21 protein-coding genes are annotated in these 23,642 nt (G+C 68.0%); 6 read left to right on the top strand and 15 right to left on the bottom strand.

Features of this window, described 5'->3' with window-relative positions; all coding sequences use genetic code 11:
* Nucleotides 1-83: 83 nt before the first annotated feature.
* Complete coding sequence (locus tag N5095_RS08605) at nucleotides 84-1,226, top strand: CBS domain-containing protein (RefSeq protein WP_267622362.1); 1,143 nt, start codon at nucleotides 84-86, stop codon at nucleotides 1,224-1,226.
* 193 nt (nucleotides 1,227-1,419) lie between these two features.
* Here N5095_RS08605 and radB read toward each other — a convergent pair whose 3' ends face one another.
* The gene (gene radB, locus N5095_RS08610; RefSeq protein ID WP_267622363.1) at nucleotides 1,420-2,148 is read right to left on the bottom strand and encodes a DNA repair and recombination protein RadB; all 729 of its coding nucleotides are present in this window, start codon (nucleotides 2,146-2,148) and stop codon (nucleotides 1,420-1,422) included.
* Nucleotides 2,149-2,499: 351 nt separating this feature from the next.
* Between radB and N5095_RS08615 the strand changes: the two genes are divergently transcribed.
* The 3 genes from N5095_RS08615 to N5095_RS08625 all read left to right on the top strand — a co-directional run bounded on the left by N5095_RS08615 (nucleotide 2,500) and on the right by N5095_RS08625 (nucleotide 5,119).
* Nucleotides 2,500-3,327 (top strand): hypothetical protein, encoded by an 828-nt coding sequence (locus tag N5095_RS08615; protein WP_267622364.1) that lies wholly within the window; start codon nucleotides 2,500-2,502, stop codon nucleotides 3,325-3,327.
* 156 nt (nucleotides 3,328-3,483) lie between these two features.
* Complete coding sequence (locus tag N5095_RS08620) at nucleotides 3,484-4,524, top strand: alpha/beta fold hydrolase (protein ID WP_267622365.1); 1,041 nt, start codon at nucleotides 3,484-3,486, stop codon at nucleotides 4,522-4,524.
* Between the two features lie 151 nt (nucleotides 4,525-4,675).
* Nucleotides 4,676-5,119, top strand: coding sequence for a luciferase domain-containing protein (locus N5095_RS08625; protein ID WP_267622366.1), 444 nt, complete (start codon nucleotides 4,676-4,678; stop codon nucleotides 5,117-5,119).
* A 194-nt stretch (nucleotides 5,120-5,313) separates the two neighbouring features.
* On the opposite strand, the gene larC is transcribed toward N5095_RS08625, so the two are convergent.
* Nucleotides 5,314-6,810 carry a nickel pincer cofactor biosynthesis protein LarC gene (larC, locus tag N5095_RS08630; RefSeq protein ID WP_267622367.1) on the bottom strand — a complete coding sequence of 499 codons (1,497 nt, stop codon included), beginning with the start codon at nucleotides 6,808-6,810 and terminating at the stop codon, nucleotides 5,314-5,316.
* 245 nt (nucleotides 6,811-7,055) lie between these two features.
* Between larC and N5095_RS08635 the strand changes: the two genes are divergently transcribed.
* On the top strand, nucleotides 7,056-9,281 hold the full coding sequence (locus tag N5095_RS08635; protein WP_267622368.1) for a CDC48 family AAA ATPase: 2,226 nt from the start codon (nucleotides 7,056-7,058) through the stop codon (nucleotides 9,279-9,281).
* A 210-nt stretch (nucleotides 9,282-9,491) separates the two neighbouring features.
* Here the strand turns inward: N5095_RS08635 and N5095_RS08640 are convergent, their stop codons facing one another.
* From N5095_RS08640 to N5095_RS08670, 7 genes are all read right to left on the bottom strand, one after another.
* The gene (locus tag N5095_RS08640; RefSeq protein ID WP_267622369.1) at nucleotides 9,492-9,935 is read right to left on the bottom strand and encodes a hypothetical protein; all 444 of its coding nucleotides are present in this window, start codon (nucleotides 9,933-9,935) and stop codon (nucleotides 9,492-9,494) included.
* Nucleotides 9,936-10,386: 451 nt separating this feature from the next.
* A complete protein-coding gene (gene phoU, locus N5095_RS08645) occupies nucleotides 10,387-11,076 on the bottom strand; it encodes a phosphate signaling complex protein PhoU (protein WP_267622370.1) in 690 nt (229 codons plus the stop codon).
* A gap of 75 nt (nucleotides 11,077-11,151) precedes the next feature.
* Nucleotides 11,152-11,814 carry a phosphate signaling complex protein PhoU gene (phoU, locus tag N5095_RS08650; RefSeq protein WP_267622371.1) on the bottom strand — a complete coding sequence of 221 codons (663 nt, stop codon included), beginning with the start codon at nucleotides 11,812-11,814 and terminating at the stop codon, nucleotides 11,152-11,154.
* Between the two features lie 48 nt (nucleotides 11,815-11,862).
* On the bottom strand, nucleotides 11,863-12,738 hold the full coding sequence (gene pstB / locus N5095_RS08655; protein WP_267623023.1) for a phosphate ABC transporter ATP-binding protein PstB: 876 nt from the start codon (nucleotides 12,736-12,738) through the stop codon (nucleotides 11,863-11,865).
* Between the two features lie 22 nt (nucleotides 12,739-12,760).
* A complete protein-coding gene (gene pstA, locus N5095_RS08660) occupies nucleotides 12,761-14,359 on the bottom strand; it encodes a phosphate ABC transporter permease PstA (protein WP_267622372.1) in 1,599 nt (532 codons plus the stop codon).
* Between the two features lies 1 nt (nucleotide 14,360).
* Entirely contained in the window at nucleotides 14,361-15,317 is a 957-nt protein-coding gene (pstC, locus tag N5095_RS08665) for a phosphate ABC transporter permease subunit PstC (protein ID WP_267622373.1), read from the bottom strand.
* An 80-nt stretch (nucleotides 15,318-15,397) separates the two neighbouring features.
* Nucleotides 15,398-16,465: a PstS family phosphate ABC transporter substrate-binding protein gene (locus tag N5095_RS08670; protein ID WP_267622374.1), complete on the bottom strand. Its 1,068-nt coding sequence runs from the start codon at nucleotides 16,463-16,465 to the stop codon at nucleotides 15,398-15,400.
* A gap of 306 nt (nucleotides 16,466-16,771) precedes the next feature.
* On the opposite strand from N5095_RS08670, the gene N5095_RS08675 reads away from it, so the two are divergent.
* Nucleotides 16,772-17,773 carry a phosphate signaling complex PhoU family protein gene (locus tag N5095_RS08675; RefSeq protein WP_267622375.1) on the top strand — a complete coding sequence of 334 codons (1,002 nt, stop codon included), beginning with the start codon at nucleotides 16,772-16,774 and terminating at the stop codon, nucleotides 17,771-17,773.
* A 91-nt stretch (nucleotides 17,774-17,864) separates the two neighbouring features.
* Here the strand turns inward: N5095_RS08675 and N5095_RS08680 are convergent, their stop codons facing one another.
* The 6 genes from N5095_RS08680 to N5095_RS08705 all read right to left on the bottom strand — a co-directional run bounded on the left by N5095_RS08680 (nucleotide 17,865) and on the right by N5095_RS08705 (nucleotide 23,385).
* Complete coding sequence (locus N5095_RS08680; protein WP_267622376.1) at nucleotides 17,865-19,250, bottom strand: acyl-CoA thioesterase/bile acid-CoA:amino acid N-acyltransferase family protein; 1,386 nt, start codon at nucleotides 19,248-19,250, stop codon at nucleotides 17,865-17,867.
* A gap of 120 nt (nucleotides 19,251-19,370) precedes the next feature.
* A complete protein-coding gene (locus tag N5095_RS08685; protein ID WP_267622377.1) occupies nucleotides 19,371-20,063 on the bottom strand; it encodes an SdpI family protein in 693 nt (230 codons plus the stop codon).
* A gap of 58 nt (nucleotides 20,064-20,121) precedes the next feature.
* Nucleotides 20,122-21,798, bottom strand: coding sequence for an ABC1 kinase family protein (locus N5095_RS08690; protein ID WP_267622378.1), 1,677 nt, complete (start codon nucleotides 21,796-21,798; stop codon nucleotides 20,122-20,124).
* A 6-nt stretch (nucleotides 21,799-21,804) separates the two neighbouring features.
* Nucleotides 21,805-22,164, bottom strand: coding sequence for an Hsp20/alpha crystallin family protein (locus N5095_RS08695; protein ID WP_267623024.1), 360 nt, complete (start codon nucleotides 22,162-22,164; stop codon nucleotides 21,805-21,807).
* A gap of 386 nt (nucleotides 22,165-22,550) precedes the next feature.
* Complete coding sequence (locus N5095_RS08700) at nucleotides 22,551-22,739, bottom strand: hypothetical protein (RefSeq protein ID WP_267622379.1); 189 nt, start codon at nucleotides 22,737-22,739, stop codon at nucleotides 22,551-22,553.
* Nucleotides 22,740-22,779: 40 nt separating this feature from the next.
* On the bottom strand, nucleotides 22,780-23,385 hold the full coding sequence (locus tag N5095_RS08705; RefSeq protein ID WP_267622380.1) for a DUF7979 domain-containing protein: 606 nt from the start codon (nucleotides 23,383-23,385) through the stop codon (nucleotides 22,780-22,782).
* Nucleotides 23,386-23,642 lie beyond the last annotated feature (257 nt).

Below are 23,642 nucleotides of genomic sequence, written 5' to 3' on the forward strand. Positions count from 1 at the left end.
AACAGGGGCGTTGTCGGGTGACGTGGTCGATTTCACCCGCAACAAGTTTGAAGACGCGAGCCGGTGTACCCCCAGGTTGGAGTATGGATATCACTGATATCGCGACCCCGGAGTTCGTCGAGGTCGACGTCGACAAGCGACTGGGGAAGATCCGTTCTATCTTCGAACGGGAGAATCCCAAGGGCATCATCGTCTCCAACGATGGCGAGTACGCCGGCGTCATCGGCCAGAAGCAGCTCATCCAGTCTCACATCGAGGAGAGCACGAAGGCCGCCGCCATCATGAAGTCGGCGCCGAAGGTCGACCGCCACGAGGACGTCCGGGAGACCGCCCGGATGCTCGTCGAGGGCGACGTGCAGATCGCCCCCGTCTTCGAGGGCGACAATCTGTGGGGCGTCGTCACGACCGACGGCATCCTCGAGGCCGTCGTCGACAACCTCGACGCCATCACCGTCGAACAAATCTACACCGAGGACGTCGTCACCGTCCGCGAGGAGGACCGCCTCGGGCAGGCCATCAACCGCCTCCGCGAGAACGGCATCTCCCGACTCCCCGTCCTCAACGAGAACGGTCAGCTCACGGGTGTCCTCACGACGCAGGACATCGTCGACTTCGTCACCCGGAAGATGGACCGACAGGGGAAGGGCGACCGGAGCGGCGACATCGACCGGATGCTCGACCTCCCCGTCTACGACCTGATGAGCAGTCCGGTGTTCACCGCGACCCCCGGCGAGTCGGTGCAGGACGCCGTCGAGCGCATGTTCGAGCAGAACGTCGCCGGCCTCGTCGTCACCCCGAGCGACGACGACGCCCACGTCTCGGGCATCCTCACGAAGACCGACGTGCTGCGTGCGCTCACCTACACCCAGCAGGAGCAGATGGACATCCAGGTGACGAACATCGGCCTGCTGGACACGATGACTCGCGAGGACATGGTCGCCGCCATCACCGAGGTCGTGGACAAGTACCAGGAGATGCAGGTCCACCACGTCCACGTCCGCTTCCACGAACACAAGGAGAAGCTCCGCGGCACCCCGCTCATCCAGGCGCAGGTCCGGGTGCGCTCCAGTCACGGGCAGGTCGCCGGCTCCGGCGAGGGGTACGGCGCCGAACACGCCTTCCGCGTCGCCCTCGACAAGCTCGAGCGCAACGTGCTCGAGATGAAGGGACTCAACGCCGACGAGGAGTACCGCGGCCAGCTCCTCCGGAAGCTCGACGAACTGTAAGGGAGCCACCGACAGTCGCCTCCGCGGCCCGCGCTCTGCGGTCCGCACTCGTCTTCTCGTCTCGGGGGTCGGCCACCCGGGGACCGGTTCCCCCTCTCGGCGTCCGACGCCGGTCGGCACTCGTCGCTCCGTCGAAGGCCGACCACGACTCCGATTCCGATTCCGACGTCCTCAGCGACGCTACTCTCCCGGTTCAGACGTCGTCGGCCGCCGCGAGGCCCGTCTCGGTGATGCGGAACGTCGCCTTCTCGCCGGCGGGTCTCGCCCGGTGTTTCTCAAGCGTCGCGCGCCGGTTCCCGCCACGGAAGCGGTCGAGTCTGAGCACGGCGCCGGTCCAGTGTTCGAGCGTGTGGCCGCCGAGCGGGCGGGTCCGGTCGGAGTCGGGGTCGGTGTACACCTGGTTCGTCAGGACGACCGCGATGTCGTGTTTTCGGGCGAGCGACAGGAGGTGGGTCACCTGCCGAGCCACCCGGCGGAGGGACTCCCCGCCGTCGCCGTCGCCGACGCGCTCCAGCCGGTAGAACCCGGTCGCGCTGTCGAGGACGATGAGATCTGCGCGTTCGGCGAACTCCTCCGCGTCGCGGACGGCCTGCTCCTGCTCCTCGAAGTCGAACGCCTCGGTGACGACGATGCGGGAGGCGACCTCCTCGACGGGCTCGTCGGTGGCACGGGCCTCGACGAGCTGGCGGAACCGGTCCAGCGACAGCCCCTCGGTGTCGATGTAGACGACCGTCCCCCCGGCCGCCGCGACCTCGACGGCGGCGGTGAGGGCGACGTTCGTCTTCCCGGCGGCCGGCGGGCCGTACACCTGGGTGACGGTGCCGCGCTCGAACCCGCCGCCCAGCAGGTCGTCGATGGGGGTACAGCCCGTCGCCACCGGCGAGGCGGCGTCCGCGTCGGCGTGGACGTCTACGTCGGTCACGAGCGCTCTTGTGCGGGCCCGCGCAAAAACCGTCCGGTGTCGGTTCCGGTGGCTCTCCGTCCGGGTGTCGGTCGGGGCCGAACCCGACGAATGGGGTCGAATCGAGTCGAAGCGAACTGCGTTCAGAAACGGAGTAGATGAGAACCGCACGGCGAGGGACGTCGGTCACTGGCACGCGAACGGTGTCGACTCACATGTGCGGTGTCTCGAGGTAACGGACACCCCACTAATAGTGTTTTTATTTACTGACTTTCATTCCTAATGGCTTTTCTCGTGGCTCGGGACTCGGACGGACACCGGGACCCTACTCACACGACAACGCTTTACCCCGGAGCCGAGCGAGTGCGTGTCGTGATCGTCGTCGCCACCGAGGACTTCGCGCTGTATCACGCCCTCGTCTCCCTCCTGCGCGACCGCGGCGCCGTCTTCACGACCGTCGAACCGGACGCGCCCCTCCCCGAGCGAACCTCGGTCGTCATCACTGGCGTCGACGACGGCGTCGAGGAGCGCCTCGCGGCCGAGACCGCGTCGGACGTGGCGGTCGTCGTCGCCGGCACCGCCCCCGAAGACGACGCAGAAACCGCCGCCAGACGCGCCGTCGAGGCGGCTATGACGGCACTCCGTGGGGAGGAGGGTCGGACGGTCGTCGGCGTCGACCCCGGCACTCGCCCCGGAATCGCGGTCCTCGTGGGCGACACCGTCGTCTCCGTCTTCCAAGTCCCCCTCGCCGACGCCGTGGCGCTCGTCCGCCGCGAGGTCGAGGACGCGGCCGACCCGCTCGTCCGCGTCGGCGACGGCGCTCGGCTCCAGAGCGCCCGAATCGTCAACGACCTCGACGACGTCCCCGTCGAACTCGTCGACGAAACCGGCACCACCCCGTACCTCGGCGAAGGCGCCCGAGGGATGGGGGACGTACTCGCCGCCGTCAACATCGCCCGCCGCGCGGGCGAGCGGGTCGAGGGGCGAGCGGTCGACCCCACCGCCGGCGAGATTCAGCGCATCAAGAGCCGCTCGCGGGAGCTGTCGGCGGGCGAGGTGACCATCGACGAGGCGCTCGCCCGCCGCGTCGCCGCCGGGGAACTCACCGTCGACGAGGCGCTCGCCGAGCACCGGAGGCGCCGGGAAGCGAGCGACGAAGCGGCCGAAAGCGAAGAGAACAACCCGGACGACCGCGACTGAGGCGACCGAGGACAACCGACAGCGGGGGCGACCGCGGTGGACGAGGGTGCACCGACGACGAGACGAGGAGCGACCGAGCCGGGGGCGACAGGGGAGATACGAACCGGCGCCACCCGAACGACGCCTTATGCCGTCCGCTGTCGTACTCTGGTAGCGATGACTTCCGACAGTTCGACCGGGGCGGTCCCCTCGGCCGCCGACGCCACGGACGCCTCCGCCGACCGCGACAGCGCGGTGAGCACCCCTCGTGGCGAGTCGGCCGACGAGCGGGACACGGCCCACGGCCGCGACACGGCCTGGCTCGACCGAGAGGCGTACCCCTTCGACTCGCACTGCGTCGGTCTCTCGGCCGGTGCCGTTCACTACGTCGACGAGGGCCCCGAGGACGGCGGTCGCGGGACGCTGCTCATGCTCCACGGCAACCCGACGTGGTCGTTCCTCTACCGTCACCTCGTCCGAGGACTCGGCGACGAGTACCGTTGTATCGCGCTCGACTACCTCGGGTTCGGGCTCTCGGAACGCCCGCCGGGGTTCTCCTACCGACCCGAGGACCACGCCGCCGTCGTCGCGGAGTTCGTCGCGGAGTTGGGGCTGACCGACCTCACGCTCGTCGTTCAGGACTGGGGCGGCCCCATCGGCCTCTCGTACGCCCTGGACCACCCGGAGAACGTCCGGGCGCTCGTCGTCATGAACACGTGGGTCTGGCCTATCGACGACGACCGGGTGACCCGCGCGTTCAGCCGACTGCTCGGCGGGCCGCTCGGACGGGGGCTGTCGAAGCGGTACAACGTCTTCGCCCGCTACGTGATGCCGCGGCTCTACGCCGACCCGTCGCGGCTCACCCCCGAGATTCACCGCCACTACCTCGAACCGCTCTCGAGGCCCGAGGACCGACGCGGCTCGTGGGTGTTCCCCCGCGAGATTCTCGGCGAGACCGAGTGGCTCGCCTCGCTGTGGGACCGTCGCGGAGCGCTCGCCGACTACCCGGCGCTGCTCGTTTGGGGGATGGAGGACCCCGGGTTCGACGCCGGAATGCTCCGAGTGTGGCAGGCGTTGTTCCCCGACGCGACGGTCCACGAACTCGACGGAGTCGGCCACTACGTCCAGGAGGAGATGGGTCCCGACCTCGCCCCGCTCGTTCGGGCGTTCCTGGACGGACTGCCGGGCGACGAAGACGACGTCGACGTGGCGGACTGAGCGACGGCCGAGCGCCCCGAGTCGAGAGCCGACGGTCGCCCTCCGGCCCGGAACCGCCGTCGTCCGACCCAGTCGGCCGGCGGTCGGGCGGGCAGGTGTGTCCACCACAGCGAGCCACGGTTATCTCCTCGGCGCGCCTACGGAACTGGTGATGATTCGACGGAACTCACCGCTCGTCGAGCGGCTGATTCGAGAAGCGGGCTCGTGGCCCGGCGTGACGGTCGGTGACCACCGGTTCGGCGGAACGGAGTTCCTCGTCGCCTCACGAGAGATCGGTCACGTCCACGGGTGGGGGATGCTCGACGTGAACTTCCTCCGACGCCTGCGCGACGTGCTCGTCGACGCCGACCTCACCGGCGTCCACCACCTCCTCACCGACTCCGGCTGGACCACGTTCATGCTCCGCACGGAGGCCGACTACGACCGGGCGCGGTGGCTCCTCCGGCTCTCTTACCTCTATCAGGTGAGCGTCCTCCAGAAGCGCGCCGACGGCACCGAACCGTACGCGGCGGTAGACGTCGCCGCAGAGCTTCGTAAACTCGACCCACCGGAGGCCGTCCGCGCGGCGTTCGAGCGCCGGTCGGCGCCGGCATAGCATCTGTCGGGACGGGACTAACGGGGGCCGGAACTGGCTGACTGGCGACACCGACGGGGGTCGACGGCCGAGACGGTGGCGTCGCGCCGTCGCGAACCGTCCCGACACGGGTCAGTCGGGCACGGGTCGCCGTGGTCCCGCCCTCGTACTTCAACGTTGGCGACCCACCGGGTGGTGAACGCCTTGGTGAACGCCTACTCCTCGTGACGCTCGTCGGCCTCCCGACCCTCCTCGGCTTCGTGGACCGCCCGTTCGGCGCGATACATCACCTCGCGGACCGACAGTCCGGTCTCCCGAGCGACCGCTATCGCGTCGTCGAACTCGGCGCTCACGTCGTACACGTCGCCGGCGGTGTCACTCGCGACCTTCACGCTCACCTCGTAGTCGTCGCCGTCGAGGGCGACCGTCGCGGTCCGGAAGTCGCGGTCGGCGACCCAGCGGTGGCCGGCGCCGTGCTCGCGAACGCCCAGGGTCCCGGTCTCCTCGGCGAGTCTCCGGGCGACGCGTTCGGCGTCTTCGGGTTTGACGACCACCTTCACGAGGTGGCCGGGTCGGGACTTCTTCATCGTCGCCGGGAGAATCGACACGTCGCGCGCGCCGACTTCGGCGAGCGTCTCCTGGAGGCCACCGAGCACCTCCGGCGGGGCGTCGTCGATGTTCGTCTCGAGAACAGTAATCTCGTCGCGCGCGAGGGACCCGCTGCCGTCGCCGACGAGCGCGCGGAGGACGTTCGGCCGGTCCGGAAAGTCGTAGCCGCCGGCGCCGTACCCCGACGCGCGAACGCGGAGCGGCGGGAGGGACTCGACCCCCTCGGCGGCGTGAGCGAGAATCGCGGCGCCCGTCGGGGTGAGCAGTTCGGCTTCGACGGGACCGCCTTTCAGCGACCAGTCCGCGCGTCCGGCGATTTCGACGACGGCGGGGGCGGGGACGGGGTACGTGCCGTGCGCCATCGACACCTCCCCTCCGCCGGTCGAGAGCGGTGTGGTCACGACCCGGTCGACGCCGAGGTCGTCGAACAGGAGAAACGCCCCGACCACGTCGGCGATGGCGTCGTCGGCGCCGACCTCGTGGAAGTGAATCTCGTCGAGGGTCGTCCCGTGGACCGACGCCTCGGCCTCGCCGAGCAGTTCGAACGTCGCCAGCGCGTCGCGCTCGACGCTCGACGGGAGGCCCATCGACTCGACGAGTCCGACGACCTCGCGGTAGCTCCGGTAGGGGCCGTGACCCTCGGCGGGGGTTCCCGGAGTCCCGTGGTGGTGGTCGTGGTGGTGGTCGTCGTGGTGGTGGTCGTGGTGGTGGTCGTCGTGGTGGTCGTGATGGTCGTGGTCGTGGTGGTGGTCGTGATGGTCGTGGTCGTGACCGTCCTCGCCGCCGTCGTGGTGGTGGGCGTGGCTCTCTCGGTCGTCGCCACCGTTTCCGTGCCCGTGAGCCGCGTCGTCACCGTCGCTCCGGTCGGAACGGTCGTCGTGACCGTCGTCGCCCTCCGGCGCGCCTTCCCCGTCCTCGTTGAGGAGGACCGCCGCGGTCGTCGCGGCGATACCGTTCTTGCCGACCTCTCCGAAGACGTACTGTACGTCCAGTGTCCCCTCGACGGGCGTGAGGACCGCGGGGTCGGCGCCGGCGGCAACGAGCGCGGCGAGCAGCATGTCGCCGCTCGCGCCCATCCGGCCGTCGAATGCGAGCGTGGTCATGGTCGAAGAGGGTCGGCCGCGGACAAAAGTCCCGCCGTCACGAGACTGCCCTTCCGAGTGCGCGACCCGACCGCGGAGGCCCCGTCGAGCGACCCGGTAAACGGGACCCTACAGAGTCCAACGGCCTCTCGTCCGGCGATTCTCACACCATGACACTATAACCCAAGCTAGACTCTGACACTCGGGGGTAACAAAGCACTTATCCATCGTCCGCGCGGACTCAACAGTATCTCCGCGAGAGAATCATGAACGAAGTCCAACTCGAGGTGGCGAAAGCGTACCCGAACGACTCGGGTCGCGGCATCGCCCGTCTTGACCCGGACACGCTACTCCATCTAAAGCTCTCCCCCGGCGACATCATCGAGATCGAGGGCGGCGAGACCACCGCCGCGAAGGTGTGGCGTGCAGACCGGCAAGACTGGAACACGGACACGGTCCGCATCGACGGGTTCACCCGCCAGAACGCCGACGTGGGTATCGGCGAGCGCGTGACCATCCGCAAGGCCGAGGCCAAGAAGGCCAAGAAGCTCACGCTGGCCCCGCCGGAGGAGGCGAGCGTCCAGTTCGGCAGCGACGCCGCCGGCATGGTGAAACGGCAGATTCTGAAGCGCCCGGTCGTCGAGCGCGACATCGTCCCCGTGATGTCGAGCACGAATCACCCATTCATGCGCTCGCCGGGCCAGGCCATCCCGCTCATCGCCGTCGAGACCGACCCCGAGGGCGTCTGTCTCATCACCGAGGACACCGAGGTCGAACTCCGCGAGGAGCCAATCTCCGGCTTCGAGAAGACCGGCGGCGGCATCACCTACGAGGACATCGGCGGCCTCCAGAACGAGATTCAGCGCGTTCGGGAGATGGTGGAGCTCCCGATGAAGCATCCGCAGATATTCAAGAAGCTCGGCATCGAGCCGCCACAGGGTGTGCTGCTGCACGGCCCGCCGGGCACCGGGAAGACCCTCCTCGCCAAAGCGGTCGCCAACGAGACCTCCGCGAGCTTCTTCTCCATCGCGGGTCCGGAAATCATCTCGAAGTACTACGGCGAATCCGAACAGCAACTGCGGGAGATATTCGAGGACGCGAAGGAGGAGTCGCCGGCCATCATCTTCATCGACGAACTCGACTCCATCGCGCCCAAGCGCGAGGACGTGACCGGCGAGGTCGAACGTCGCGTCGTCGCCCAGCTGCTGACGATGATGGACGGGCTCGAAACGAGGGGCCAGGTCATCGTCATCGCCGCGACGAACCGCGTCGACTCCGTCGACCCCGCACTCCGTCGGCCGGGCCGGTTCGACCGCGAGATCGAGATCGGCGTCCCCGACGAGATCGGCCGCAAGGAGATTCTCCAGATTCACACCCGCGGGATGCCGCTGTCGGACGACGTGAGCCTCGACCACCTCGCCGACGAGACCCACGGGTTCGTCGGCGCCGACATCGAGTCCCTCACCAAGGAGGCCGCGATGAAGGCCCTCCGGCGGTACCTACCCGAGATCGACTTGGACGAGGAGGACATCCCGCCGAGCCTCATCGACCGGATGATCGTCAAGCGCGACGACTTCGGCGGCGCGCTCGGCGAGGTCGAACCCAGCGCCATGCGCGAGGTGCTGGTCGAACTCCCGAAGATTACCTGGAACGACGTGGGGGGACTCGACAACGCCAAGCAGCAGGTCAAGGAGTCCGTCGAGTGGCCGCTCACCGCCCGGGAGAAGTTCCAGCGCATGGGCATCGAGCCGCCGAAGGGCGTGCTCCTCTACGGGCCGCCGGGCACCGGCAAGACGCTCATGGCGAAGGCCGTCGCCAACGAGACGAACGCGAACTTCATCTCCGTGCGCGGCCCGCAGCTGCTGTCGAAGTGGGTCGGCGAGTCCGAGAAGGCCATTCGCCAGACGTTCCGCAAGGCGCGGCAGGTCTCCCCGACCATCGTGTTCTTCGACGAGTTGGACGCGCTGGCGCCCGCCCGCGGACAGGACATGGGCAACAACGTCTCCGAGCGCGTCGTCAACCAGCTGTTGACCGAACTGGACGGGCTGGAGGAGATGGGCGACGTGATGATTATCGGCGCCACCAACCGGCCGGACATGATAGACCCCGCGCTCATCCGCTCGGGTCGCTTCGACCGCCTGGTGCTCATCGGCGAACCCAGCGCGGAGGGCCGCGAGCAGATTCTCGACATCCACACCGGCGGGATGCCGCTCGCGCCCGACGTGAGCCTCCACGAGGTCGCCGAGATCACCGACGGATACGTCGGCTCCGACCTCGAGAGCATCGCCCGCGAGGCCGCCATCGAGGCGCTGCGCGAGAACGACGACGCCGACGAGGTCGAGATGCGTCACTTCCGCAAGGCGATGGAGTCGGTGCGCCCGACCATCACAGACGACCTGATGGAGTACTACGAGCAGATGCAGGAGCGGTTCAAGGGCGGCGGCGGCGAGGAGTTCGCGGAACGGCGGGACGGAAGAATCGGCTTCCAGTAATAACCTCGACCTTTTTCTTCGTCGGGTTTCCTCGCGCGGCGAAGCCGCGCTGCGGAACCGCTCCTCGAAAAAGCTCGGCCCTCGCCAGAACGCGACGCGTTCTGGCTATCCAGCCAGAAACCTCCGGTTTCTGGCGACAAAAAGCCGCTCGTTCGGGCCTGACGGCCCTCACTCGCGGTACTACCACTACGCCGACCGCACCGCACACGCTCACTCCCCGATTCTGAATCGCGTCGCCACTGCCTTCTCTCCCGACAACCCCCAGTAGACGAATCGGTACTCGCCGGGTTTCAATGGGGTGCACATCGTGTACTGCCCCTTCGAGAAGCCGCGCTCGCTGACGGTGAACGCCCAGCGAAAGCCGCCGCCGGGCCGGTGTCGGAACGCGATACTCGTGAAGTTCGACCGCCGGAGCGAGAGGACGTGTTTCCATCCGTCGTCGGTCCGTCGCTGAATCGCGAACTGCCCGTAGCCGCCGGTCTCCAGAGTCTCGGCAGAGACGTTCTCCAGCGTGAGAACGAGCGCCTCGCCCTTCGACACCGCCGACGGCGAAGCGGAGAGGACGAACCCGTCGGCTCGATTGTGGGTCACGTCGCCGGAGCCACCTGCCGAGTCGAAGTACTCGCCGAGCGGTTCGGTGTCCGCACAGTCCACCGAGTCGGGCGTGGCGAGTTCGGCGGGACTCCTCGGTGTCGCTGGTGCAGACGTCGGTTGCGGTGTGGCCGTCTCGGTCGCTGTCGTCGTCGACACCGTCGTGGTCGAACCGCTCGACGGGGTGGTCGCGTTCGACGGTTCGGACGCGGGCGTTCGACCAGCACACCCGCCGAGGAACGGACCGGTAGCGAGGAGGGAGAGGAGGCTGCGTCGGCGCATACCGTCGTTTCAGGTAAGTGTAACAAGTACTTTCTGCTGGGTCGCACTCGACGAAGGGAACCCTCTCGGCGGCGGGTTACGGCGAAGGCCGTCTCGGTACTGTGCGGAGCAGCCACCGCATCGCACCGCGAGCGAGGCCGAAGGCCGAGCGAGCGGCCTTTTTTGGTCCAGATTTTTTGCGGGGGTTCGAGCGCGGCTTCGCCGCGCGAGGACCCCCGCAAAAAAGGTGGGTTTAGTAGATAAGCTCGTCGTCGCTCTCGATCATGTACAGCGTCCGGGCGGCGATGTTGACGGCGTGGTCGCCGACGCGTTCGAGGTCACGAATCGTGAGGAGGAGCCGGGAGACGTCCTGCATCAGCGTTTCCATCTCTCCGTCGCTCGTCTCCGCACCGGCGTCGAACTCGTCGGTCTCGATGAGGTCGCGGACGACCGTCTCGCTGGCGGCACCACACATCGCGTCCAGGTCCTCGTCGGCTTCGGCGACGGCACGACACTCGTCGGGGACCTCCTCGCTGTAGGCGTGCATCGCGCCGTCGAGCATGTCGAGGGTGTACTCGCCGAGTCGCTGGACGTCCACGTCCGGGAAGACGTCCTTCTCGGCCTCGATGGCGTAGCCGCCGAGGTTGGTCGCGAGGTCGGCGATGCGCTCGAGGTCGGTGATTATCTTGAACGAGGCGGCGATGAATCTGAGGTCGCCCGCGACGGGCTGCTGGAGCGCGAGCAGGTCGACACAGTCCTGTTCGAGGTCGAGATACATTCGGTTTATCTCACCGTCACCCTGAATCACTTGGTCGGCCAACTCCTCGTCTTTCTGTTCGAGCGCGTCGAGGCCCATCCGGAGGCGCTCGGCGACGACCTCGCTCATGTAGAGCACGTCGTCGCGGAGCTCGGAGAGCTTCTTCTGGTAGTCGTTTCGGGGCATATCGGCAACTTCTGACGGGCCGACTTATGTACTCTTCGACCGGCGCACGGCGGTTCGGACGGCCGACAGGACGGCTCAGAACAGCAGTTCGTCGTCGTTCTCGACCATGTACAGCGTCCGGGCGGCGACGTTCACCGCGTGGTCGCCGACGCGTTCGACGTCCCGGACCGTCATCAGGACGCTCTCGACGTCCTCGGCGGCGCGTTCGATGTCCGCACGGCCCGAGGCGGTCGCGAGCCCCCGAATGACGCGGTCGGTCACCTCCGTACACATCGCGTCGAGTTCCTCGTCGCGGGCCGCAATCTCGCGGCAGGCCTCCACGTCGCCGTTGGCGTAGGCCGTGACCGCACGCTCGAACATCTCGTGGGCGACGAGACCGAGGTCGACGAGGTTCAGCTCCGCGTAGCCAAAGGGAGCGTCCTCGGCGTAGGCGGCGAGGTTGGTGGCGATGTCGCCGACACGCTCGATGTCGGTGAGAATCTTGAACGAGGCGGTGACGAGTCGGAGGTCGCCCGCGACGGGCTGTTGGAGTGCGACCAGGTCGATGCAGTCGGACTCGAGGTCGAGGTATCGCTGGTTTATCTCGCCGTCGCCGTCGCGAACGGCGCTCGCCGCGGTCGTGTCTTCGCGCTCGTAGCAGGCGAGAGTGACGGCGAGTCGGTCGGCGACGTCGTCACCGAGGTCACAGATGTCCTGTCGAAGCGCGTCGAGTTGGTCCTGGTAGTCGCGACGTGGCATGGGTTTCGGTGGACGGGGAGGTGACCGAGGCGGGAGTAGAACGACCGGCTACCCGAACTTCCCCGTGATGTAATCTTCGACGCGCTGGCTCTCGGGGTTCTCGAACACCTTCTGGGTGTCTGCGAACTCCACGAGCTCGCCGCCGGTGAGGAAGACGGCGGTCTTGTCGGAGATGCGCGCCGCCTGCTGCATGTTGTGCGTGACGATGACGACCGTGTACTCCTCGGCGAGGTCGGCGATGAGGTCCTCGATCTGTGAGGTCGCCACGGGGTCGAGCGCGGAGGCGGGCTCGTCCATCAGCAGCACCTCGGGGTCGGGCGCGATGGCGCGCGCGATGCAGAGGCGCTGCTGTTGGCCGCCGGAGAGTTCGAGGCCGGATTCGTCGAGTCGGTCCTTCACCTCGTCCCACAGTGCCGCGCGCTTGAGGGACTGCTCGACGATCTCGTCGTGGTCGCCGGACTTGTTCTGTATTTCGAGCCCGTAGGCGACGTTGTCGTAGATGCTCTTCGGGAACGGGTTGGGCTTCTGGAACACCATCCCGACGCGCCGGCGCAGGGCGACGGGGTCGACGTCGTCGTCGTAGACGTTCTTCCCGCGGAGCGTCAGTTCGCCTTCGACGCGCGCGGCGTCGATGAGGTCGTTCATCCGGTTGATGCAGCGCAGGAACGTGGACTTCCCGCAGCCCGAGGGGCCGATCATCGCGGTGACGCGGTTCTCGGGAATCTCCATCGAGATGTCTTTGAGCGCCTGGTCGTCGTTGTACCAGACGTTGACGTTCTTCGACTCGATGAGGGTCCGGGAGGTGCTCCGCTGGGGGGTCCCGCCGTCGAGCCCCGAACTCACGTCGGTCTCGACCAGCGTGTCGCCGGTCGGGTCCGCGCTCCCGGTCTCGCTCTCGGTGCTCGCCTCCTCGTTCTGTGTCATGGGTGTGTCGTTGCTCATTGGTTCACGCCTCGGTCTGATACTTGTTGCGTAGCACGATAGCCACGGAGTTCATCGCCAGCAGCACGACCAGCAGCACGACGACGCCCGCCGGGACGAGTCCGTTGTAGAAGTCGTCGCCGGCGAACGTCGTCGCCCAGGAGTACACCTGCAGGGGCATCGCACTGACTTTGTCCGACAGTTCGGTCGGGGTGCTGAACAGCACGTTCGGCGCGCCGATCATGATAAGCGGCGCCGTCTCGCCGATGGCACGACCGAGCGAGAGGATGGTTCCCGTCAGGATACCCGGGAACGCCCGGGGGAGGATGACGTTCTTCACCGTCTGCCAGCGCGTCGCCCCCATCCCGTAGGACGCCTGTCGCATCTCCTCGGGCACGGACCGGATGGCCTCGCGCGAGGAGATGATGACGACGGGAAGGATGAGCAGCGCGAGCGTCGCACCCCCGAGGAGCACCGTCCCGGTCGACTGGCCGAGGTAGGTGACGAACACCCCGAGGCCGAGTAGCCCGTAGACGACGGAGGGGACGCCGGCGAGGTTCGAGATGTTCACGTCGATGAGTCGGGTGAGGCGATTGTCGGGGGCGTACTCCTCCAGGTACACCGCGGCGCCGACCCCGAGCGGGAACGACAGCGCGGCGACGGTGACCATCAGCAGGATGGAGCCGGCGATGGCGGGGTACAGCCCGGCGGCGACCGGGTCGGAGCTGTGGGCGCTCGTGAGGAACTGCCAGTCGACCCACGACTCGGGGCCGGCGAAGCCGGCGAGGTTCGCGACGAACGCCCCGAGGAACGCCCCGCCGACGACGACGACCGGGAGCGCGAGGCCGGCCCGGTCGGCCGGGCGTGAGAGCGCTGCGCTCGCGGCGTACGCCGCGGTCGGGACGAAGGCGACGGCGGCGAGCACCGACATCGGGAGCGGGTCGATGCCGACGAACGGCCCCAGCAGCGAGAGGACGGCCACGGCGCCGAGCGCGACGACGCCGGCGGCGAGCCCTCCACGCCGGTCCGTCAGGCTCCCGAAGCGCCCGGCGACGACGAGCGCCAGCGGGCCGCCGATGGTGAGCGCGACAATCATCCAGTCGGTCGGGACGAACGGGACGGTCTGGACGACCCCGGGAACGAACAGGAGCGAGAGGGCCGCGACGGCGACGGTCAGGCCCGTACGGACCGTGAAGGGGAGCCGCCTGTCTGCCGCTTCGAGGCCGACGACGGTGACGGCCGGTATCGCCAGCGCGACGACGTACGAGAGCCAGACGAGCGGGACGACGACGTCGACGAACACCATCGCCAGGCCGGCGCCGAACATGAGGGTGACGACGAGTGTCCCGACGACGGCGGCGCCCAGCCTCAGCGCGCTCGGGGTCCGCAGGTAGAGGTATCCGGAGAGCGCGACGGTGGGGACCACGAGCGTCAGGAGGAAGGTGAGATGCCAGCCGGCGTCGGCGGTCAGCGGCTGGATGGCGTCGTTGAACACCTGTACGAGGAACACCGCGAGCATGACGATGCCGAACAGCGTCGCCGCCAGCAGCAGGTAGCGGAAGGCGGTGCCGACGGTCCGGCTCACCGTGCCGAAGCTCTCGATTCGGTTGGTGTCGGTTGCCATCTCAGTACTCCTCCCGGTATCGCTGAGCGACGAGGTCGCTGATGACGTTCATGGTGAGCGTGAGGAAGAACAGCGTCAGGCCGATGGCGAACAGGCTGCGGTAGGCGAGGCCGCCGCCGGTGATGTCCCCCGTCAGGAGCTTCACCATCGCGGCCGTCATGGGGAGTGCCCCTTCGAGGTACGAGGACGGGAGCGGGAGCAGGAACTTCGCCGCGGAGCCGGCGGCGACGACGACGATCATCGTCTCCCCGATGGCCCGCGACAGCGCGAGGATGTACGAGGAGATGATACCGGAGATGGCCGCCGGCACGACGATGCCCGTCGACACCTCGAACTTCGTCGCCCCCATACCGTAGCCGGCCTGCCGGAGTTCGTCCGGCACGGCGCTCATCGCGTCCTCGCTGATGGATGCGACCATCGGGATGATGAGGACGCCGACGAGCAGGGACGCGGAGGCGAGGTTGAAGAACTCGATTTCGGGGAACAGGACCCTGAGCGCGGGCGTGACGTACACGAGCGCGAAGAAGCCGTAGACGACCGTCGGGATGCCGGCGAGAACTTCGAGCGCCGGCTTCAGCAGCGACCTGACCTGTGGGCCCGCGTACTCGCTCAGGTAGATGGCGGTCGCGGTGCCGAGCGGGATGGCGACCACGGCCGACCCGAGCGTGACCATCACGGTCGCGGACACGAGCGCGAGAACGCCGAACTGCTCGCCCTGGATGTTCCACTCGGTTCCCGTGAGGAAGTCGGCGATCGATACCGTCTTTCCCGTGACACCCATCAACGGGGCGGTCATGTCGAAGAACTTGGCCGCCTCCGTCACGAGGAGGACGACGATAGCGAGCGTCGTCGCGACGGAGAGCACCGCACAGAGGAAGAAGAAGGAGCGTGTCACTAGCTCCTGTGGCGCGTTCTCCGTCCGCCTCGTGAGGTCGTTTTCTAGGTCGTCCGTGCTCATCGCATTGGTCGTATCGGTTTGGTCGAAAAAACGCTTCGTTGTGCGTCGGTGATGCTGTCAGGCAGCCGGAGAGAGGGGTCTCAGTTCCCCTGTGCCTCGCTGATGGCCGACTCCAGCTTCGTCATCTGCTCTTTCTGCTGCTCCTCGTCGAGCGGGACGTAGCCGACCTGGTCGGCGACGATCTCCTCACTCGTCGCGTTCTCGATCCAGAACTTCGCGAACTCGGCGACGTGCTCCTCCGCCAGCGACTCCTTGGCGGGGTAGGTGAACAGCGGCCGCGAGAGCGGCTTGTACTTCCCGGACTTCGCGGTCTCCAGCGAGGGCTTCACGCACTGCCCGTCACCGTTGTCGATGCTGACCGCCTTCACCGTGTCCTTGTTCTCGCTGTAGTAGGCGTAGCCGAGGTAGCCGATGGCGTACTGCGACTTCGAGACGCCCTGGATGATGGTGCGGTCCTGCTCGGTCGACTGGTAGTCGTTGCGGTGGTTCGTCTCCTCGCCGAGGACGGCCTCCTTGAAGTAGTCGAACGTCCCCGAGGCGTCCGTCGGTCCGAACAGCTCGATCTGCTCGTCGGGCCAGTCGGAGTTCACCTCGCTCCACGTGGTGGGCTTGCTCTCGCCGGACCATATCTGCTTGAGCTGTTCGAGGGTGAGACAGTCGATGAAATCGTTCTCCGGGCTGACGACGACCGTCAGCGCGTCGGTGGCGACGTTGAGCTCGACGGGGTTGATGTCGCTCTGCTGACAGCTCGCCTTCTCTTCCTCTTTGATGGGACGGGAGGCGTTGTTGAAGTCCGTCCGGCCGGGACAGAAGTGGTTCGCGAACCCGCCGCCGGAACCGGTCGACTGGATGTTGATCTTCACGTCGGGGTGGTCCTTGCGGAACTCCTCGGCCATCGCCGTCGCGAGCGGGAACACGGTGGAACTACCCGCGACGTCGATGGTGCCCGAGAGCTGACCGGAGCCGGACTCGTTACCCGATTCGTTGCCGGAGCCGCCCTCGGAGCCGGAGCCGTTTTCGCTCCCGCCCGACTCCCCGCCCGCGTTCGTGTTGCTCGTACAGCCGGCGATGCCGACAGCACCGACGGTTCCGGCCGCCGCGATGAGTTTGCGCCGCGAGACGCCCTTGTCCGAGGATTCCTCCGTCATCGTCCCAACGGAGACGACTGACGAGTAAATACCCTGCTATGACAACTATATAGTATTGGGTATGGTAATGGGTTTCGCTCGTGGAGTCAGATATCGCGTCCGGTGTCCTCCCGACTCGACTGTCGACTCGAGCCTCGTGGATGCAACCGACGGCCGTTCAGGTCCGAGTGGTGGAGCCGGAAGACGCCCTGTTCTAACTCCGTTGACGACTGCCGAACCCCCGATACGGGCGGGGCCTACCGCCACCGTCCGCCCAGGTATATAGAAACAGGCATCTTTATAGGGGAGAGCGAGTCATCTGTTCACATGGTCGAAACCCGGAAGGTGCAGGTGACGGGTGGGTCGACGTACACGGTCTCCATCCCGAAGGACTGGGCGACCGAGAACGGGGTCAGCGCCGGGAGCGAGGTGGAGTTCTACCCGGAGGGTGACTCGCTGTTTCTCACTCCACGCTCCGAGGACGAGCGCACCGAGGGGACACTCGACATCTCCGGACTGGGCGGTGACGAGCTCACGCGCGCGGTGATGACGATGTACGTCAGCGGTTTCGACATCATCGCGCTGGAGAACAGCCGCATCTCGAACGACCAGCGCCGCACCATCCGGCAGGCCACTCAGAGTCTCGTCGGGCTCGAAGTGCTGGAGGAGACCCGCGACCGGGTCGTCATCCGGGACCTGCTCGACTCCTCCGAGCTCTCGATTCACAACGCCGTCACCCGTATGCGGCTCATCGCCCTCTCGATGCTCGAGGACGCCGTCGCCGCACTCGCCGACCGCGACCAGGACATGGCCCGCGACGTCATCCAGCGCGACGACGACGTGGACCGCCTCTACATGGTCGTCTCGCGCATCTTCCGCTCGACGCTTCGTACCCCGAAGGCCGCGGAGGAGCTCGGCCTCCCGCGCGAGACCTGCTTCGACTACCACTCCTCGGCCCGCCAGCTCGAACGCATCGCCGACCACGCGACGAAGATCGCTCATCTCACGCTCACGCTGGAGGAGTCCGTCCCCGACGACGTGGCGGAGGCGCTCATGAAGCTGTACGAGGAGACCCGCGACGTGGTCGACGCCGGGATGGACGCCCTCTTCGAGGAGGAGAGCGTCGAGGCGACCCGGATGGCCAACGACGCCCGCGAGGCAGTCCAAGAGATAGACGAGCGCGCCCGCGCCATCGACGAACTCCTCCGTGAGCTGGACCCGACCCGCGCCCAGATGCTCGGGCTCATCGTCGACTCCGTCTCGCGAGCGGCCGACTACGGCGGCAACATCGCCGAGACGGCGCTGCAGAAGGCCGCACCGACACCTTAGTCACCGCGGCTGTGGCTCGCGTCCGTTTCCATTTCGGGGGCGCGACCGACGTTCGGGCCTACCTCCGTCCGAAGTGTCGCCGGGTGCTGTTCTACGCCGACTGACCGCCCCCGAGCCCGGCCCGCAGGTACGACTGCACCGTCTCCCACGAGTCCGCCTCCGCCCGGGCGTAGCCGGCGGGAGTCCCGCCGAAGGCCCGGTTTCCCTTCGGCTGGCGGGCGACGGCACGACCGGTCGTGGGCCGATAGGGGAAGCCGATGCGGTGGCCGGCGTCCTCGTAGACGAGCGCGTCGTAGCGGTGCGGGTGGTCGGCGTCGTCGAGGCGGTCGACCACCCGACGACCAGCCTCGTCGGCGGGGAGCACGGCGTCGTCCGCGCCGGCGACGTACAGCACCGGGCCGTCGACGCGCTCGACAGGGATTCGCGTCGGTTCGAGCGTCACCTCGTCGGCTTCCGAGAACGCCGCCTCGTAGGCCGGTCGGGTGTGAAACGCCCGGACGCCGTCCCCGCCGACCGGCCGGTGCTCGCCGTGTTCGGCGACGTCGACCGGGAGGTACGGGAGCGGCTCCCCGTCGACCGCCCACGGGGACGCCCCGAAGGTCGCGAAGTGCGTCACGAAACTGGAACCGTTGTACGAGACGACGGCGCCGACGTCGTCCCGGCGCGCCCCGAGCAGAAGCGCCAACTGACCGCCGAGCGACCAGCCGACGGTGCCGACGGCCCCGTCGACGACGCCGTCCAGTCCGGTCAGCCACTCGATTCCGCGACCGAAGTACGAGAGCGGAATCGTACGGGGTCGCGACGGAATCGCCGCCCCCGGACCGACGTACCGGAGCGCGAACGCGGCGAACCCGCAGGCGGCGAGCTGTCTCGCCGGGCGGTCCATCGCCCGCCCCGGGCCGCCGCCGTGGAGTACGAGGACGCCCGGACTCGGCTCCTCCGTATCGGGGAGGTACGCCCGCCCGACGAGGCCGTCGGGGCTGTCGACCTGCTCGACCGACGGTGGCGCGACCCGCCTTCGGACCCGCGTCGACGCGACGTGCTCCCCGTCCACGGACGCCCGGAACACCGTCTCCCCGTCGGAGGCGCCCTCGGGTTTAGCCAGCCGCTCCGCAGCCGGCAGGCCCTCGCGCGGACGCATCGACCAGACCGGCCCCATCGGTGCGACCCCGTCGTACGTTCCGGCGGTCGGCGCGTCCTCGGCGAGGTCGACGGCGCCGTCGGCGTCGGCCTCGAACGTCGCGTACGAACCGAACCGGTCCTGGCCGACGAGCGTAGCCGCCCGGAGCGTCACGGTCGAGGCGGGGTCGAGCCCGTGGATACGGAGGCCGAGGTCGTCGCCGACGGGCGCCACGTCGGGCGCGTCGATGGCTGGGTCGGGGTCCCCGGTCGGCCGGGAGGGACACCCGGCGAGACCGGCGACGACGGCTCCGAGGCCGGCGAGCGCCGCTCGGCGAGTCGGGCGAGTGGAGGGCATCGGTCGGTCACACGGCGGGGAGGGATTTAAGAATTGACAGCTTCGGCGACGACCGTCGAGCGTCGAGTCGCTTCGTGGGGGAGGCGTCTTCGGGGTTCGGAAAGTCGAACAGTTCCGGGCTCAGAACGACGAATCGTCGCCGTCACGTCTGCCTCCGGGTCCCACTTCCCCGTCGCGGTTCAGCCGCTCGTACAGCACGTACGAGTACACCACGGTGACGGCGGCGGTGGCGAGCACGGGCACGAGGACGAAGTAGACGGCGTACTCGCCGAACAGGAGGCCGACGAGCGCGAGGACGCCACAGAGTTTGAACAGCGGCGCGCCGAGTCGATGGGTTCGGTCCCACACCCGGTCGTCGCTGAGTGTCCACGGCGTCCGGATACCGACGAACCAGTTCGGCTCCACATGGTTCAACACGACGCCGGCGTAGAACAGGAGGACGCCGACGGCGGCGAGAATCAACTGGGTGACGTCGACGGGGTAGCCGAGGTTGAACGCCACGAGGGCCGCGTGGACGACCAGCAGGTAGGCCGCGAAGACGACGACGAACCAGTCGTAGTAGACGCGGAAGTCGGCGACGTTCGCCCGAAGCGGGTCGACCCGGGGGAGGAGCGCGAACAGACCGACGAGGACCGCGCCGAGAAGCGGGACGAGCGCCAGCGCGAGCGGCGTCGACATCGTCCCACTCGGTTCCCCGGCGGCGTTCCAGTTCGTCACGATTCGCTCGGGAAGCGCGGGGGCGGCGAGGACGCTCACGGCGCCGGCGACGGCGACGAAGCCGGCCGCGAGCACGAAGCGCGTGCGGGAGTGCATCTCGCGTCGGTCGCTCTACGCGGCGTGGGCGGAAAAACGTTCAGCGGCCGGAGCCTCCCTACTCCTCGCGTCGGTCTCGGAGGTTCTGTCGGGTGAACTGGGGGGTCGCGCGGAGGCCGCTCTTCGACTTGAACGCGCGATACAGCAGAAACGCGAACGGGAGCGTGAGGACGGCGGCGACGACGGCGGGAATCGGGTCGTCTGGAACGAACGAGTAGAGGATGGCTGTCGACAGCGCGCCGGTGGCGACGAAGAAGACGTACATGAGCCGCTTCGCGAGACGGTCGAACACGCTGTTCTTGTCGTCCACGCGGACGTTGAACGTGAGGTTGCCGCGCTCGGCCCGGTCGAGGGTACGTTCCAGTTTCGGCGGCACCCGCACCAGCGACTGCGCCGTCCGGTTGAACTGGTCGGCCGTCTCCTCGACGACCTGCTTCACCGTCTCCTCGCGGTACCCCTCCTCGGAGAGGTACTCCGTCGCCACCGAGATGAAGTCGAAGCTCTCGTCGAGCGTCACACAGACCCCCTCGACGACGGTGGCGACGCGGAGGACGAGCGCGAGGTTCCTCGGGAGGCGAAGCGGGAACTCGTAGATGGTCGACTCCACCTGCTCGATTATCTGCTGGACGCGGTAGGTCTCGATGTCCTCCCCGCGGGCGTCGGCGATGGCGAGCTCCATCACGTCCGACATCACCTGCCGGTCGGCCTCGGGCGACAGCGTCCCCATCTCGATGAGCGTGTCGAGGATGCCGTCGATGTTCTGGTTCGCGACGGCGATGTAGAACTCGACGATCTTGTCCTGGATGAACGGGTCGACGCGCCCGGACATCCCGAAGTCGTAGAACACGATGGAGCCGTCCTCCTGTACGGCGAGGTTCCCGGGGTGCGGGTCGGCGTGGAACACGCCGTCCTCGATAATCATCTGGAGGTAGATGCGGTCGAGGCGCTCGGCGAGGTCGTGTCGGTCGACGCCGAGTTCGTCGAGCGCGGTCACGTCCGAAATCTTCACGCCCGGGAGGTACTCCATCGTCAGCACGCGCGGCCCCGACGCCTCGTCGTAGGGGTCGGGGATGCGGATATTCTCGTCGCCCTCGAAGTTCCCCCGAATCTCCTCCAACATCCGCTTCTCGCGGGTGTAGTCCATCTCCTGTCGGATGGTCTTCGCGAACTCGTCGGCGAGGTTCTCGAGGGAGAACGCCCGGCCCTGCCCGATGAATCGCTGAATCAGCGGGAGCGACCAGCGGATGACCCGGAGGTCGGCCTCGACGAGCGCCTCGATGCCGGGACGGCGAACCTTCACCGCGACCGGTTCCCCGTCGTACGTGGCCTTGTACACCTGTCCGAGGCTCGCGCCGCTGATGGCCTCGCGGTCGAACTCGTCGAAGACGGCGTCGACGGGACCCAACTCGGCTTCGAGCACCTGCTGGGCTTCGCTCCACTCTGCGGCGGGTACGTCGTCCTGCAGGCTCGACAGTACGTCGATGTACTGCGGCGGGAGGATGTCCGGCCGGGTCGACAACAGCTGACCGAGTTTGATGAACGTGGGCCCCAGCGTGAGCAGGGAGTCGAGGAGAATCTCCGCCCGGCGCACCCGCTCCTCGGGGTCGACGCGCCGGCGCCCGCCGAACAGGAAGTATCGTCGGCGGTCGCGCGTGTAGGCGACGATGAGGGGCGAGAACTGGTAGAAGACGATCAGGAACCGCCAGTAGGCGCGCAGGTTGACCAGCGTAACCACCTCGGCCTACGAGCTGTCCGAGATGGGTATCGAGCGCTCCGGTGCGGCCTCCCGCTTCGGGAGTCGCACTTCGAGGACGCCCCGGTCGACGGTCGCCTCGGCACCGGCGTCGGAGGCGTCCGGCGGGAGCGGGAGTTCCGCGTCGAGGAAGAGCGAGCGGTCCTCCCGGACGTAGCGGTACTCCGGGGGGAGCTCCTTCTCGCGGCGGGCCTCGATGCGGAGGCGGCCGCGTTCGGCACGGACGTCCGTGGAGTCGGCGGACACGCCGGGGAGGTCGAGCACCAGGAGGTAGGCGTCGTCGCTCTCGAGGAGGTCGGCGAACACCGCCTCGGGCAGCTCACGGAGCGCGTCGCGCAGGGCTGTCATGGACGCGTCTACGGTCGCGGGGTCGAAAAACCCCGCGGTAGCGGCGTCCCGCCGACCGCCCCGGCCGACGCCGAACAGCGATTCGACTCGGTCGACGAGCGTCGCCAGCGCGAGGACGGCCGCGACGAAGACGGCGCTCCGAACCGGCTCCTCGGTCGGATGCGGGAGCGCGGCGACCGCCGGCAGGGAGAGACCGTCGAGTTGCCCGGAGAGCACGTACAGCGCGGCACCGCCGACGACCCCGAGGAGGACGGGCCGCCACAGGGTCACGAGCGTCGCCGTCGGGTCCACGTCGTTGCGGTTCACGGACGTTCAGCAGGTGGTGAACGGGCCGGGGTTACAAGGGTTGCGGTCGTCGGGGGTCGTGCGGTCGGTTCAGGAGCGCCTCAGAGCCGTCGGAAGACTGGGTACGACGCGGCGCTCAGGGCGACCAGCGCGACGACTGCGACGGCGAGGGTCCACGTGGGGTCGAACAGCGTCGACGACGCCGCCACGACCGCGGCCCAGGCGAGGACGACGACCCAGAAGGCGACCAGCTTCGACGTGTGGCCGTGCGTCGGGAGGGCTCTGACCATGTCGGCGCTGCGTCGGCGGTCGGTATAGCTCTTGGGCCGACTACTCCCAGAGAGAGCGCTTCGATACGGAGAGGCGCCACACGCGGACGTCACCGGTCGCGACGCGAAGCCGGTAGTACCGACCGTCGCGTTCGACGTACTGGGCGTCGCGTAACACGCCGGGCGGCGGGCCGTCGTACGACCCGCTGTCGGCCGCGTCATCGAAGACGCGCTGGGCATCCGGAGAGAGGTCGCCGTACCGCACCAGTTCGTCGTCGGCCACGGTCTCGCGGGTCACGGCCGACGCGCTCGTCGAGTAGACGGCGACGGACTCCCGTGGCTCCCTCGACAGCGTGTACGTGGTCCCCTCGTAGCGGACGGCCGTCGCCTCCCACAGGCCGGTCGGAACCTCGGTCGACGGACGGTCGACCGAGCCCTCCTCGAGGAGCACGCCGAAGAGCTCCTTCCCGCCGGCGGTCAGCGACTCGTGGGTCGTGATGCCATCTTCGGGTGTCGACGTGGCGCTTCCCGTCGGTTCTTTCGTGGTCGGCTCCTCGACCGCTGTTTCGCCGCTCGTCGGCGACGCCGAATCCCCTCGTTGCGTCGACGCCCCGAGACAGCCGGCTCCGGCGGCGACGGCGGCGGTGAGGAGGGCGCGACGGTGCATGGCGTACCGACTCAATCGACGGAGTAAGTGTCTTCCCCCAGCCGGTTCGGCGATATTTGGTTACGCTTCCCACCGAGCGGAGAGGAAACACCGACCACCCGACAGCCGCAGTCGGGCGGGACTTCGGACGGGGGCTTCCGTGTCCACCGACTCGTTCACCCGACACCGAACCTCGGTAACTGGACAGGGCCAAGCGTTCGCGGTCCCGCTCACCAACCGGCAAGGCGGGAGGGGAGACGCTTTCACCGTGGGACCGC

The sequence above is a fragment of the Halobium salinum genome (assembly GCF_026586625.1).
Lineage (GTDB): Archaea > Halobacteriota > Halobacteria > Halobacteriales > Haloferacaceae > Halobium > Halobium salinum.